Here is a 14,578-nt window from a genome sequence, read left to right as displayed (position 1 = left end):
ACGTTTTGTATTATTTTTAGTTATTGAAATCTTGAATAAAGGATTCTTCCGTATCACAATAGAAATCATGATGGAATTTTTTTTCACAATGATCTGTGGCTAACACAGCTTGTTGTTGGCTTTTTTTCTCTGACCGAAATATTTCGATTAGGTTAAATAAAGAAGTATGTATCGAATTCATCTTTGCGTTGTTTTTAATTACAATGCAAAGATGCGTCCTATTACAAAGTTTTTGTTAATAGTAATTTCCCGACGGCTTGTAGAAATTTCCCGAAGCTTAGTTTTTTTGTAATTCGCGATACTGAGTAGGTGAATAGGTAGTCATTTTTTTAAAGAAAGAACTAAAATGAGCTGGGTCATTAAAGCCTAAATCATATGCAATTTCTTGGTTTTGCTTATCTGTAAAATTCATAAGTCGTTTTGCTTCTAAGGCAATCCTACCTAATATTATTTGTTGCGGTGTGTTTTGTTGGTATAGGGCAAAGATATTAGAAAGTGTTTTAGGGCTTTTAAAGAGTAGTTCTGCGTAATCGCTGACTTTTCGCTTGGTCTTATAATGCTCATCAACCAAAACATTAAATTTACGAACCAGGTCTATTTGTTCGTTGTTTAGGTTCTTTAAGGTAAGTTGGTCTTTAGCCAAACGTGTACAGATAATTATAAGTCTTTTAAGGAGCATTTGAAGCATATCTCCTTGTATCTTATCAGAGGTGCTAAATTCATCTATAAAGATCTCGTATAAGGTGTTAAACTTTCGTTGTTGTTCTTTTGGTATTGTGATTATTGGAAGCTCTTGTGTGCCAAAAAATAAAATCCCGTTACAAGACACTTCACTATCATGATCTCGTATACAGTAAAAAGGTCTGTTAAACATAAAGGCGGTTAATGGCTTTTCTGTTTTTTGATAAGAAATGTAATGTAAATAGGTGGTTGTTATTAATTGGTTGGGTTGTAATGCAATAGGCGTATTGTCTAATTCTATAAATATTGGAGTGTTATTTTTGTTCCATAAAATACTAATAGTGTCTTTATTGGTATTAAAATATGTTTGGTGTTTTTTTATATCGTCCGTCATTCCAAAAACAGAACCAATTTTAGTATCAGTGTATGCAAACTTCATAAGGGTGTATTTATAAATACCATATAAGTTAATAGTCTTATATTTTCTCATAGACTTACATTGCCAACTAAAAACAAAAAAACCCCAGACATAGTCTGGGATTTTATAACCTTGATGGGTTATTAAATATTATAAATCACTAGATTCTATTTCTGTAATTCGCAATGTATTTACCATTCCTTTATTTTTTATTGGCATAGCAGCTAGACTAATCAGCATATCACCAACATCTAGGAATCCTTTTTTACAAGCAATAGCATTTACATCGTCTATAGTTTCATCTGTTGAAACATATTTGTCATAATAGAAAGCTTTAACACCCCATAAAAGGTTTAATTGTGTTAATATTCTTTTATTAGAAGTAAATACTAATATGTGTGCACTTGGTCGCCAAGCAGAAATTTGAAAAGCAGTATACCCACTATTGGTTAAAGTAGAAATTGCCTTGGCTTTAATTTCATTGGCCATTATAGCAGCATGGTAACACACAGATTTTGTGATGTATCTATTTGTTCTAATATGCGGTGGGTTAAGTGGTACGGTAATTAAATCGGAATTTTCTACACTCATTAGAATGCTGCTCATTTTCTCGATTACTTGTACGGGATAATTACCTACAGAAGTTTCGCCAGAAAGCATCACAGCATCTGCACCATCCATTACGGAGTTGGCAACATCATTAACTTCCGCACGAGTGGGAGTAAGACTTGTAATCATTGTTTCCATCATTTGGGTGGCAATAATTACAGGAATACGAGCTTTTTTGGCTTTTAAAACCAATTGCTTTTGTATTAACGGCACTTCATGTGCAGGAACTTCAACACCTAAATCTCCACGAGCAACCATTAAACCGTCGCAATAGGCAATAATTTTATCAATGTTTTCTACAGCTTCAGGCTTTTCAATCTTGGCTATAATAGGAATTTTATATTCTGAATGTTCTTTAATTAAATTTTGCAAATCAATTAAATCTTGACTGAAACGAACAAAAGAAAGAGCTAACCAATCTACATTTTGAGAAATGGCAAAAATGGCATCTTTAATATCTTTTTTGGTTAAAGCAGGCAAGGAAATGTTTGTGTTAGGTAGGTTTACCCCCTTTTTAGATTTTAATGGGCCTCCTTGAACAACTTCTGCTTTTACTTCGTCTTTTCTATTTGTTGTAAGCACTTTAAACATAAGCTTACCATCATCTAAAAGTATATGTTCCCCTGGATTTACATCTTTAGGAAAGCTATCATAGTTCATGTAAACTCTTTCTGCTGTTCCTTCAAAAGGTTTTCCAGTTATAAAAGAAATTTTATCGCCAGGGGCAACTACAACTTCACCAGCCATTACGCCTACTCTAAGTTTTGGCCCTTGTAAATCTGCTAATATAGAAGTGTTAGAGTCTAGCTCATCACTTAATTCACGTATCATTTTTATACGCTCTGTAACGTCAGCATAATCAGCATGAGAGAAATTAATTCGAAATACATTTACCCCAGCATTAATCATGTCTCTTAAAACCTCTTTTGTGCTTGTAGCGGGTCCTAATGTTGCTACTATTTTTGTTTTTTTATTATTTGGCATTCTTAAAAAATTAAGTTGTTTTTAGATTTTAGGTTTTCAACATCAATACTATAAGCAGTTACAACGTTAGGCATGTTTACAATCTGTTTTAAAATAGACTCCAGCTCCTTTTCGTCTTCTTGCTCAATCTTTAAAAAATAATCTACTTCTTTATGTTCTGGTATAAGGTAATGTGTTGTATAGGAAGATTCATTGCTAAACAAACCGTCTTGTTTCTCTAGTTCTTCTAATTTACTATGGTTGCTTATTAATGTCCAGCGAATATCATTTTTAATATCATCCCATTCAAAAAATGGAAAGGAGATATGCTGGTTTACATCCAAATCTGTTTTTGCTCTTTTAAAGTTAGATTTTAGGTGTAAATTAAAAGAGTACCCTATTGCATAATCTTCCAGATTACTATGAAGTGCAATTAATAAAAAAGAATCTTCAAAAAAATCTTCAGAAATTTTATGCGTTGTTGCCATATCCTTATTAATATCTGAAAGGGTAAATATAGGATTAATACAAATACTAGCCTAGTATGTTTAAGGGTTTACGCATGGTATTTAGTACGAAAACGTTTTAGTTTGCACCTTTTCTTTCTAAGCCTTCTTCATTTTTTTCTGTAGTGCAAAAAATGCCCTTTTTGACGCCTGTTCTTCGGCCTTCTTTTTTGAGGTTGCCCTAGCCTTGGAAACCACGATATTGTCTATTGATAATTTTACTGCAAAATGTTTTAGAGTATCATTGCCTGTATCTTCATAGACATTGTAATGAAATTGTTTCTTTTGTTTTTGACACCATTCAATAATTAAGCTTTTATAGCTAATAACTTTACCTTCTAAGAGTTCAATGTCTATATAGGGTTCTATAACCCTTTCGGCTATGAATTTTTCACAATAATGATAACCTCTATCTTGATATATGGCGCCAACCAAGGCTTCAAAAACATTGCCGTGAATATTGTCTCCAAAATGGGACTTAGATATTCTACTTTCAACATATTTGATAAGGTTTAAATCTTTTCCAAGCTCATTTAAATGCTCTCTACTTACAATTTTAGATCGCATTTTAGTAAGGTAACCTTCATCACCTAGGGGCACTTCATTGTATAAATACTTCGAGATAATTGTGCCCAGCATGGAGTCTCCTAAAAACTCTAATCGCTCATAATTCATTGGGTTACCATCTTCGTCTTTCCTATTTGCTGAACGGTGTAGGAACGCTTTTTTGTAGATGTCAATATTCTTTGGCTTAAAGCCTAAGATATGAGATATTCCCAAATAAAAATCCCCACCCTTATTAGAGTGGGAATTAAATATTTTAGAAATCAAACTCATTATTTTAACTAAGTTTTTTAAAGATTACACATGCATTGTGCCCACCAAATCCGAAAGTATTGCTCAGTGCAACATTTACTTCTCTTTTTTGCGCCTTATTGAGCGTAAGATTTAATGAAGGGTCAATATTTTCATCTACTACTTTATGATTAATAGTGGGTGGCACTATGCCGTGTTCCATTGCTAGGATAGATGCAATTGCCTCAATGGCACCTGCAGCACCAAGTAAATGGCCGGTCATGGATTTAGTAGAGTTAATATTTATATTAGGAGCATGATCTCCAAACACTTTAGTAATTGCTTTTAATTCTGCAACATCTCCCAAGGGTGTAGAGGTACCGTGTGTATTAATGGCATCTATATCTTCTGGTTTTAACCCAGCGTCCTTTAGGCAATTTTGCATTACGCGCACAACGCCAATCCCTTCTGGGTGTGGTGCAGTCATGTGGTATGCATCACTAGATAAACCACCACCGGCGACTTCTGCATAAATTTTTGCGCCTCTTGCTATAGCGTGTTCATATTCTTCTAGTATTAGTGTGCCAGCTCCTTCGCCTAAGACAAAGCCATCTCGGGTAGCGTCAAATGGTCTAGAGGCCGTTTCTGGGCTATCATTTCGTGTAGATAATGCGTGCATAGCACCAAAACCACCCATACCTGCAATGGTAACAGCGGCTTCACTTCCACCAGTTACAATAACATCACAATGACCCAAACGAATTGTGTTTAAGGCGTCTATAATGGCATTTGCAGAGGAAGCACAAGCCGATACAGTTGTATAGTTAGGACCCATAAATCCATATTTAATGGAGATATTTCCAGGGGCTATATCAGCAATCATTTTAGGAATAAAGAAAGGGTTAAACCTGGGTGTGCCATCTCCAGCAGCAAAGTTAAGGACTTCGTTTTGGAAAGTTTCTAAACCTCCAATACCAGCGCCCCAAATAACACCAACTCTAAATTTATCTAAAGCCTCTAAATCTAATTTGGAATCCGCAATAGCTTCATCCGCAGAAACCATAGCATATTGCGCAAACTTGTCTAGTTTACGTGCTTCTTTTCTATCAAAAAAATCTTCAGCATTATAATTTTTTAATTCGCAGGCAAATTTTGTTTTAAATTTTTCTGCATCGTAATAAGTTATGGGAGCACAGCCACTTTTACCATTTATTAATCCATCCCAATACTCTTCTATGTTATTGCCTATTGGCGTTAAAGCTCCAAGACCCGTAACTACAACTCGCTTTAATTGCATGAACTTAAATTTTATTAAATCAATTAAGAAATGTGTAAATTATAAAAAAAAATCCATGCAGCAATACTACCACATGGATATTTTATAATCTTGTTCAAGATATAATAAATTACTTCGCTTCTTCTATATAACTTATTGCTTGACCAACTGTCGCAATGTTTTCTGCTTGGTCATCTGGAATTTGAATATCGAATTCTTTTTCGAATTCCATAATTAACTCAACAGTATCCAATGAATCCGCTCCTAGGTCGTTGGTAAAGCTCGCTTCTGTAACAACTTCGTTTTCGTCAACGCCTAACTTGTCAACGATAATAGCTTTTACTCTTGATGCAATGTCTGACATAATAATTTGGTTTTAATAATTTTAATTGATGGCAAAAATAAAAAACTTTGGATTAAATACACCATTTGTGGTTAAAATGTAACAATTTTTAATTTATTTTAATTCATTAGTGTTAATTTTACGCTCTTATTTTATCTTAAATACTAACTTTTTTTGGTCCCTTATGAAACGTATTGTGCTACTTGCTTCTGGTTCTGGTTCTAATGTTGAGAACATTGCAAATTTCTTTAAGGACGACCCAAAGGTTACTATTGCCACTGTGTTTACAAACAAAAGGGATGCCAAAGTAATAGATAGGTGTAATAGATTAGAAATCAGCGTATTATATTTTAATAAACAGTCATTTTCAAAATCAGATTGTTTGCTAGATATCCTTAAATCTATAAATCCTGACCTCATAGTGTTGGCAGGATTTTTATTAAAAATACCCGAAAGTTTTGTACATTCTTTTCCAAATAAGATCATAAATATACATCCTGCTTTATTGCCAAAATATGGAGGAAAAGGGATGTATGGAATGAATGTACATAATGCAGTAAAAAACAATAAAGAAGTAGAAACGGGCATCACAATTCATTATGTTACTAAAAATTATGATGAAGGCGCCGTCATTTTTCAAGCTAAAACAGCAGTTGCTGACACAGATTCTCCTGAAGCTATTGCAGAAAAAGTACATGGTTTAGAATACGAGCATTTTCCAAAGGTAATTCAGCAACTTTTATCAAACTAAATGGCTAAAAAAGGCAAATTTTATACAGTTTGGAGGGGTAAAAAACCTGGAATTTACGATTCTTGGTCCGCCTGTAAGGCTGCTATTTCGGGAGAAAAGGGTGCGCAATATAAGTCTTTTCTCTCCTTTGAGGCTGCAAAAAAAGCCTTTAATGGAAGTTATGACGATTATAAGGGAAAAAAACTCACCAGCACTTTATCTGCACAAGAGCTACAAAGAATAGGAAAACCAAATTACAATTCCATTGCTGTAGATGCAGCTTCTAGTGGAAACCCGGGTGTGATGGAATATAGGGGGGTGGATACACAATCTGGCAAAGAACTTTTTAGGCAGGGGCCATTTAGGCAAGGCACAAATAATATTGGAGAATTTTTAGCCTTGGTTCATGGCTTAGCCTACCTTAAGAAAAATGACAGTGAAAGGATCTTGTACACCGATTCTAGAACAGCTATGAGCTGGATTCGCAAAAAAAAATGCAACAGTAAATTAAAGGAATCTGAAAAAAATAAAGATGTATTTGAGTTGATAGACAGGGCGGTTGATTGGTTGAACACGAATACCTATAAAACGACTGTTGTGAAATGGGAGACCAAAGCATGGGGAGAAATTCCAGCGGATTTTGGACGTAAATAATTCTTTTTCTTTTTTTATAAATTGATGTTCCAATGCTTCGGATTTACTATTTCAAAAACGTATCTTTGCGCCAAATTCTAGGTTTATGAGCAAATTATTAATTGTGGGAACTGTGGCTTTTGATGCTATTGAAACTCCTTTTGGTAAAACAGATGTAATTCTTGGCGGAGCAGCAACCTATATTGCTTTGGCCGCATCACAGTTTAAGGTAGATGCTGCAATTGTTTCTGTAGTAGGAGAAGATTTCCCTAAAGAACATTTAGACTTATTGGCTAGTAAAGGAGTAGACTTGTCTGCTTTAGAGGTAATAAAAGGTGGGAAAACTTTTTTCTGGAAAGGCAAATACCATAACGATTTAAATTCAAGGGATACTTTGGCCACTGAACTTAATGTTTTGGCAGATTTTATTCCTAAAGTTTCTGAAGATTATAAGGATGCCGATGTTTTAATGTTAGGAAATTTACATCCATCCGTCCAAATGAGTGTAATTAATCAAATGACAACAAAGCCAAAGCTAATAGTGTTGGATACGATGAATTTTTGGATGGACAATGCCTTGCCTGAATTACTAGAAGTTATTAAGCATATAGATGTGATTACAATTAATGATGAAGAGGCTAGGCAATTAACCGGAGAATATTCTTTGGTAAAGGCAGCAGCTAAAATACAAACAATGGGACCCAAATATGTGGTCATTAAAAAAGGAGAACACGGCGCATTGTTATTTAATGACGACAATGTTTTCTTTGCGCCTGCGTTACCTTTAGAAGAGGTTTTTGATCCTACTGGGGCAGGAGATACTTTTGCAGGAGGATTTGTAGGGTATTTAACCCAAACGGCTAATGTGTCTTTTAGCAATCTAAAGAATGCCGTTATCCACGGATCTAATTTGGCTTCGTTTTGTGTAGAGCGCTTTGGAACAGAACGCATGGAAAACCTAGAAAAAAAAGAAGTAGATAAGAGACTGCATCAGTTTACTGAATTAACGCAGTTTGATATAGAATTACAATAACCACAAGCCCTTTCATGGGCTTTTTTTAATATCAATTTATAAGCGATGAGTGACGCCATTAAACATGAATGTGGAATTTCCATGATAAGGCTTTTAAAGCCCTTGGAGTATTACAAAGAAAAGTACGGTACAGCATTTTACGGAGTGAATAAAATGTATCTAATGATGGAAAAACAGCACAATCGTGGACAAGATGGTGCCGGGTTTGCTAGTATAAAATTAGATATGGAACAAGGAGAACGCTATATGAGTAGAGTGCGTTCTGCAGAAAGCCAGCCTATTCAAGATATTTTTGCCCAAATCAATGATCGAATAAATTCTACCCTGCAGGAACATCCAGAATATGTAGATGATGTGGCCTTGCAAAAAAAGAACATTCCTTATATAGGGGAGGTTTTATTAGGGCACGTACGCTATGGTACCTTTGGAAAAAATAGCATAGAAAATGTGCACCCGTTCCTAAGACAAAACAACTGGATGCATCGTAATCTTATTGTTGCGGGTAATTTTAACATGACCAATGTTAATGAGCTTTTTGATAATTTAATTCAAATAGGTCAGCACCCTAAAGAAAAGGCAGATACAGTAACCGTAATGGAAAAGATAGGTCATTTTCTAGATGATGCTGTCGCCAAACTGTACAAACAAATAAAGAAAGAGGGTTTTACCAAACTAGAGGCCTCGCCTATTATTGCAGAACGATTAAATGTTGCTAAGATTCTTAGAAAGGCAGCTAAGAACTGGGATGGAGGTTATGCTATGGCCGGACTTTTAGGACATGGTGATGGATTTGTACTTCGGGATCCAGCAGGAATAAGACCCGTGTATTATTATAAAGATGATGAAGTTGTTGTGGTTGCATCGGAAAGACCTGCAATTCAAACGGTATTTAATGTACCATTTGAAGAAGTTAAGGAATTAGATCCGGGCCATGCTCTTATCGTAAAGAAAAGTGGAGAAATGGGAATCAAACAGATTTTGGAGCCCACCGAACGCAAAGCTTGTTCTTTTGAACGCATTTATTTCTCAAGAGGTAGTGATAAGGAAATCTACCAAGAGCGTAAAGAGTTAGGGAAATTACTTTTCCCACAAATTCTAGAGGCCATAGATAATGATATTAAAAACACCGTTTTTTCATACATACCCAATACAGCGGAAACATCATTCTACGGTATGGTTAAGGAGGCTCAGAACCATTTAAACCGCAAAAAAGAAGAGCAAATCCTGTCTATTGGTAGGAAAATTACTTCTGAGGAACTGCATGCCATATTAGAAGTACGACCAAGGATTGAAAAAGTAGCTATAAAAGATGCCAAGCTACGAACCTTTATTACACAAGACAGTAGTAGAGATGACCTTGTAGCCCATGTGTATGATATTTCTTATGGTTCTGTACATAAAGGAGACAACCTAGTAATTATAGATGATAGTATTGTACGTGGTACTACCTTGAAAAAGAGTATCCTAAAAATATTAGATCGCTTATTACCAAAAAAGATCATAGTTGTTTCTTCTGCTCCGCAAATTCGATATCCCGATTGTTATGGTATTGATATGGCAAAGCTGGAAGACTTTATAGCCTTTAGGGCGGCATTGGCGCTTCATGAGGATCGCGGAACGCTTTCTATGGTGGAAGATATTTATAAGAAGTGTTTGAGTCAGGTAAATACAGCCGACAAGGATGTTATTAATTATGTGAAAGAGTTTTATGCTCCTTTTACAGCGGTAGAAATTTCTAAAAAAATTGGGCAACTACTAAGTCCGCCAGAAATGAAAGCTGAGGTAGAGATTATATATCAAACCGTAGAAAGCTTACACGCCGCTTGTCCTAAAAATTTGGGAGATTGGTATTTTACGGGAGATTACCCTACACCAGGAGGAAGACGCGTTGTAAATAAGGCGTTTATTAATTTTTTCGAAGGTAAAAGTGAAAGAGCGTATTAGAAAATAATCGATGAAATGCACCCGCGGGCGTAGTTCATCGACAAAATCAAGGCTTTTAACTTATTTATGTTTTAGAATGGCTATTGTGGAGCTAATTTCGGAATACCATAACATAAGTAGGTTAAGTTCATGGTAAAATTTGGGGCAAAAAGACGGAGGAAACTCCGTCTTTTTATATTTTAGGTAGTTTAACTAATGATACGGGCGTTTATCCAAAAGATTATTGAAATGCATTTATGTGGCATACCTTTGAAGGACCATAGCATAAGTAGGTTAAGTTCATGGTAAGATTTGGGGAAAAAGGCGGAGGAAACTCCGCCTTTTTATTGTTCTAATTTTTCCTGGAACTTAAAAAATTAAAGATTAAAGGTGTATTACAACACTTGGTCTAATAAACGTAGTACTTTGACTGATAATATTTTTACTACCATTACAATACGATACTTTTGGAGGACCATAGCATAAGTAGGTTAAGTTCATGGTAAGATTTGGGGAAAAAGGTGGAGGAGACTCCGCCTTTTTATTTGCTCAAAATCAAGCATTTACCAAAAGGTAAGCAGTGCATTATGAAAATATTAACCGAATTCTCTTAATTTTTTTCATTTTTCATTTTTTTATTAGACACAATACCAGTAATTTAGCATTGCCATAGCATAAGTAGGTTAAGTTTATGGTAAGATTTGGGATGAAAAGGATGGAGATTTCTCCATCCTTTTCTATTTGTAGAAATTTCGTTTTTTAACCATAAAAAAAGCCGCTCTGTAAAGAGCGGCTTTTTTGTTGTAAAAAGAATTTTTTATTTGTGATCAGCATACAGCTTAGAAACCTTATCCCAATTAATGACATTGAAAAAGCCATTAATGTAATCTGGTCTTCTGTTTTGGTAGTTTAGGTAATAGGCATGTTCCCATACATCTAACCCTGCAATAGGAAAACCACCACAACCAACACCTGGCATAAGTGGGTTGTCTTGGTTAGGAGAAGAACATACTTCAACTTTACCGCCTTTGTGTACACATAGCCAAGCCCAACCAGAGCCAAAACGTGTAGCTGCAGCCTTAGAAAAAGTAGCTTTAAACTCAGCAAAAGAACCAAAGGCTTCGTTAATAGCATTAGCTAATTCACCAGTTGGCTCTCCACCTCCATTGGGAGACATAATTTCCCAGAAAAGGGAGTGGTTGTAAAATCCGCCGCCATTGTTACGTACTGCGGCATTGTTCATATCTAAATTGGTTAAGATATCTTCAATAGATTTACTAGCTAAATCCGTGCCTTCAATAGCATTGTTTAAATTTGTTGTATATCCGTTGTGATGTTTTGTATGGTGAATTTCCATAGTTCTAGCATCAATATGTGGTTCTAACGCATCATAAGCGTATGGTAATTTTGGTAAATTAAAAGCCATAATTATATTTATTTAGATGTTAAAAAATACTTGTAGCTCAAATTTACAATTTTCTAGGGCATTTTCCATAAATATTGTGTTAAGAAGATTGTAATATTATGTATTTTGCAGCTAAAAATCAATTGGAAAATTTTCCGTATAAAATATACAGTGCCTCTGCAGGTTCGGGTAAAACCTACATTTTAGCAAAAGAATATCTTAAAATTATTCTTTCCTCCAATGCGGCCAAAAGTTATGGGCAAATTTTAGCCATAACCTTTACAAATAAGGCTGTTAATGAGATGAAACAGCGTATTTTAGATAATTTATACGATTTTAGTACCACTATGGAAGGGGATGAGGCATCCGATCTTTTTTTAGATGTAGCCAAAGAACTGCAATTCACATCCCAAGAGTTACAACGCAAAGCAAAAACTACCCATAAAAGCATCTTACACAATTATGCTTTTTTTGATATTTCTACCATAGATAAATTTACACATCGACTAATACGAACCTTTGCCAAGGATTTAAAAATTCCTCAAAATTTTGAGGTTATTTTAGATACAGAAGTATTGTTGGCAGAAGCTGTAGAAAGGCTAATCAACAGAGCAGGAACAGATCGGCAATTAACAGCTACCTTGTTGGATTTTACTTTTGAAAAAATTGACGATGACAAGAGTTGGGATATTTCTATAGATTTAAATAAAGTGGGTAAAATGCTGTTTAATGAGAACAACATTGCTCCATTAAAAAGTTTCAAAAACAAGGGTATTTCAGATTTTTTGGAATTAAAGAAAACAATTCAAAAAAACATCAAAGTTATTGAAGGAAATGCCCAAAGTACAGCTGCTCGTATTTTAGATACTATTGAAGCCAACGGCCTAGAATTTGGAAATTTTAAAGCGAGCTATTTTCCCAAATTTATTCTAAAAGTAGCGGGGGGGGAATTTAGCACAGATTATTCAGCAGGTTGGAAACAAAATTTTGAAACCGAGGCGTTGTATGCGAAATCATGTAAATCAGAAATTAAATCAATTTTGGATGGGTTACACCCTCAATTTAGTGTTGATTTTGAGCTGATTAAAAAGTATGTTTTTGAAAGAGCTTTTTACAAAAACGTTTATAGCAATATAGTGCCCTTAACGGTATTGAATGAAATACAAAAAGAGATCCAGGCAATTTGTGTAGAGCGAGATCAGCTCACCTTGGCATCTTTTAATAGCATTATTTCTAACGAAATAAAAAATCAGCCAGCTCCTTTTATCTATGAACGATTAGGAGAAAAATACAGACATTATTTTGTAGATGAGTTTCAAGACACCTCAGAATTGCAATGGGATAACCTAGTTCCTTTAATTGGTAATGCCTTAGAAAGTTTAGATGAATATGGTGAAATGGGTTCTCTTTTGTTGGTCGGTGATGCCAAACAAGCTATATATAGATGGCGTGGAGGAAAGGCAGAACAATTTATAGATTTAGCGAACAAAACCACACGGCCTTATGTAATTGAGCCAGTAACGGCAGAACTGCCAAAAAACTATAGGAGCTATTCACAAATAATAAATTTTAACAACGATTTTTTTAAAGTGTCTAGTGATTTGTTGCACAACCAAGTTTACGAACAGTTGTATGTATCTGGGAACAACCAAGAAGTAAATACAAAGGAAGGTGGTTTTGTGGAGTTGTCGTTTATTCCCAATGAAAAGGAAGAAGATGATCATGCGCTTTATAGTGCCAAAGTTTTAGAAACCATACAAGATTTGGTTGATGAAAAAGAATACAGTTATCGTGACATCTGTATTTTGGTACGGTCTAACAATCATAGTTATGTATTGGCAGATTTTTTAACCAAACAAGAGATTCCTATAATTTCATCCGAATCTTTGTTATTAAAGAGTAGTGATAAGGTTAATTTTCTCGTCAATTTACTGAAATACAGTACCCAGCCAAAAGATTTAGATACCGCTTATGAGCTGCTGTATTTTTTAGCAAGGAATGAAGAAAACAAACATGATTTTATACAGTGTCATTTAAGATCATTGGCTGCGCTTTTATTAGCCAACTATGGTTTTGTAGTGGATAAATTGAAGCAATCCTCGGTTTACGATGGCTTGGAAAGGGCCATTCATCAATTTAAATTGGTAGAATCATCCGATGCTTATTTAACGAGTCTCATGGATGAGGTTCTAGATGTGGAACAAAAAGATGGTGTTGGAGTGCAAACTTTTTTATCATTCTGGGAACGAAAAAAGGACAAACTTTCACTAAAAGCACCAGACAATATCAATGCCGTTCAAATTATGACGGTTCACAAGTCTAAAGGATTAGAATTTCCTATTGTTATTTTTCCATTTGCCAATTCACTGATATACAACACAGATCAAAAAATATGGCTACCTGTTGCTCCAGAAAAATTCAATGGTTTTTCAGAAATGCTAGTTTCTAAAAAACAAGAAATGGAAGAGTATGGTGCCGTAGCGGCCCAATTATTTACAGAAGAGCATTGTAAAATGGAACTCGATGCTTTTAATGTGTTATATGTAGCCCTTACAAGAGCTGTAAAAGGATTGTATATTATTAGTAAAAATGAAATAAACAGTAAAGGGGAGCCCAATATGAATAGGTATTCTGGTTTGTTTGTTCATTATCTTAAAAACTTAGGAATCTACAATCCAGAACAATTAACCTATGGTTTTGGTTTATTAGAGAAGGCCATAGCCGGTAAAGAAAAAGAAGTAGTGAACCATATAGCTTACCAATATTCTACCAAGGATAGACCCAGTTTTAAAATTTTAACACGATCTGGAATGCTTTGGGAAAGTAGTAGGGAGGAAGCCCTGGAAAAAGGGAATCTTATCCATTTGCTTCTGGGACATATAGAAACCGCTAAAGATATTGATAAGGCCATTGCCCTTTTGATTCGGGATGGTGACTTAAGTATGGCAGATTCAGTTGAGGTTAAAGAAAAGCTAATGAAGGTAATAGGGCATCCGCAGCTGGCAAAGTACTACCAAGAAGGAAATATTGTTAAGAATGAAAAGGATATAATTACAAAAGATGGCTTACTTTTGCGTCCAGATAGAGTTGTAATTCAGCATAAGCAAGCAACAATAATTGATTATAAGACAGGGACAGAAAATAAAAAATACCATGAACAGTTAAATACTTATGCTTACGCCTTAGAAGCTATGAATTATACGGTAGCTGATAAGATTATAGTCTATATAAATGAACAAATAATTCCACAATTTATACCTTAA

Annotated in this window: 12 protein-coding genes; 5 read left to right on the top strand and 7 right to left on the bottom strand. The window is 34.8% G+C overall.

What is annotated here, in order from left to right; translation table 11 throughout:
- Nucleotides 1-277: 277 nt before the first annotated feature.
- The 6 genes from MWU65_RS15445 to MWU65_RS15420 form a co-directional block, all read right to left on the bottom strand.
- Nucleotides 278-1,120, bottom strand: coding sequence for a helix-turn-helix domain-containing protein (locus MWU65_RS15445; RefSeq protein ID WP_247079396.1), 843 nt, complete (start codon nt 1,118-1,120; stop codon nt 278-280).
- 129 nt (nt 1,121-1,249) lie between these two features.
- On the bottom strand, nt 1,250-2,692 hold the full coding sequence (gene pyk, locus MWU65_RS15440; RefSeq protein WP_247079395.1) for a pyruvate kinase: 1,443 nt from the start codon (nt 2,690-2,692) through the stop codon (nt 1,250-1,252).
- Between the two features lie 2 nt (nt 2,693-2,694).
- Nucleotides 2,695-3,159 (bottom strand): IPExxxVDY family protein, encoded by a 465-nt coding sequence (locus MWU65_RS15435; protein ID WP_247079394.1) that lies wholly within the window; start codon nt 3,157-3,159, stop codon nt 2,695-2,697.
- Nucleotides 3,160-3,276: 117 nt separating this feature from the next.
- Nucleotides 3,277-4,014: a ribonuclease III gene (rnc, locus tag MWU65_RS15430; RefSeq protein WP_247079392.1), complete on the bottom strand. Its 738-nt coding sequence runs from the start codon at nt 4,012-4,014 to the stop codon at nt 3,277-3,279.
- Nucleotides 4,015-4,018: 4 nt separating this feature from the next.
- Entirely contained in the window at nt 4,019-5,269 is a 1,251-nt protein-coding gene (fabF, locus tag MWU65_RS15425) for a beta-ketoacyl-ACP synthase II (RefSeq protein ID WP_247079390.1), read from the bottom strand.
- A gap of 109 nt (nt 5,270-5,378) precedes the next feature.
- A complete protein-coding gene (locus MWU65_RS15420) occupies nt 5,379-5,612 on the bottom strand; it encodes an acyl carrier protein (protein ID WP_008269813.1) in 234 nt (77 codons plus the stop codon).
- A 163-nt stretch (nt 5,613-5,775) separates the two neighbouring features.
- On the opposite strand from MWU65_RS15420, the gene MWU65_RS15415 reads away from it, so the two are divergent.
- The 4 genes from MWU65_RS15415 to MWU65_RS15400 all read left to right on the top strand — a co-directional run bounded on the left by MWU65_RS15415 (nt 5,776) and on the right by MWU65_RS15400 (nt 9,931).
- On the top strand, nt 5,776-6,342 hold the full coding sequence (locus MWU65_RS15415) for a phosphoribosylglycinamide formyltransferase (RefSeq protein WP_247079388.1): 567 nt from the start codon (nt 5,776-5,778) through the stop codon (nt 6,340-6,342).
- A complete protein-coding gene (locus MWU65_RS15410; RefSeq protein ID WP_247079386.1) occupies nt 6,343-6,975 on the top strand; it encodes a ribonuclease H family protein in 633 nt (210 codons plus the stop codon).
- Between the two features lie 85 nt (nt 6,976-7,060).
- Nucleotides 7,061-7,987: a PfkB family carbohydrate kinase gene (locus tag MWU65_RS15405; RefSeq protein WP_247079384.1), complete on the top strand. Its 927-nt coding sequence runs from the start codon at nt 7,061-7,063 to the stop codon at nt 7,985-7,987.
- Nucleotides 7,988-8,032: 45 nt separating this feature from the next.
- Nucleotides 8,033-9,931 carry an amidophosphoribosyltransferase gene (locus MWU65_RS15400; protein ID WP_247079382.1) on the top strand — a complete coding sequence of 633 codons (1,899 nt, stop codon included), beginning with the start codon at nt 8,033-8,035 and terminating at the stop codon, nt 9,929-9,931.
- 796 nt (nt 9,932-10,727) lie between these two features.
- Here the strand turns inward: MWU65_RS15400 and MWU65_RS15395 are convergent.
- On the bottom strand, nt 10,728-11,336 hold the full coding sequence (locus MWU65_RS15395; RefSeq protein ID WP_247079381.1) for a superoxide dismutase: 609 nt from the start codon (nt 11,334-11,336) through the stop codon (nt 10,728-10,730).
- Between the two features lie 98 nt (nt 11,337-11,434).
- On the opposite strand from MWU65_RS15395, the gene MWU65_RS15390 reads away from it, so the two are divergent.
- A complete protein-coding gene (locus MWU65_RS15390; protein ID WP_247079380.1) occupies nt 11,435-14,578 on the top strand; it encodes a UvrD-helicase domain-containing protein in 3,144 nt (1,047 codons plus the stop codon).

The sequence above is a fragment of the Cellulophaga sp. F20128 genome, assembly GCF_023015805.1.
In the GTDB taxonomy this organism is placed as follows: Bacteria; Bacteroidota; Bacteroidia; order Flavobacteriales; family Flavobacteriaceae; genus Cellulophaga.
This window is presented reverse-complemented; position numbering and strand designations above follow the sequence as displayed.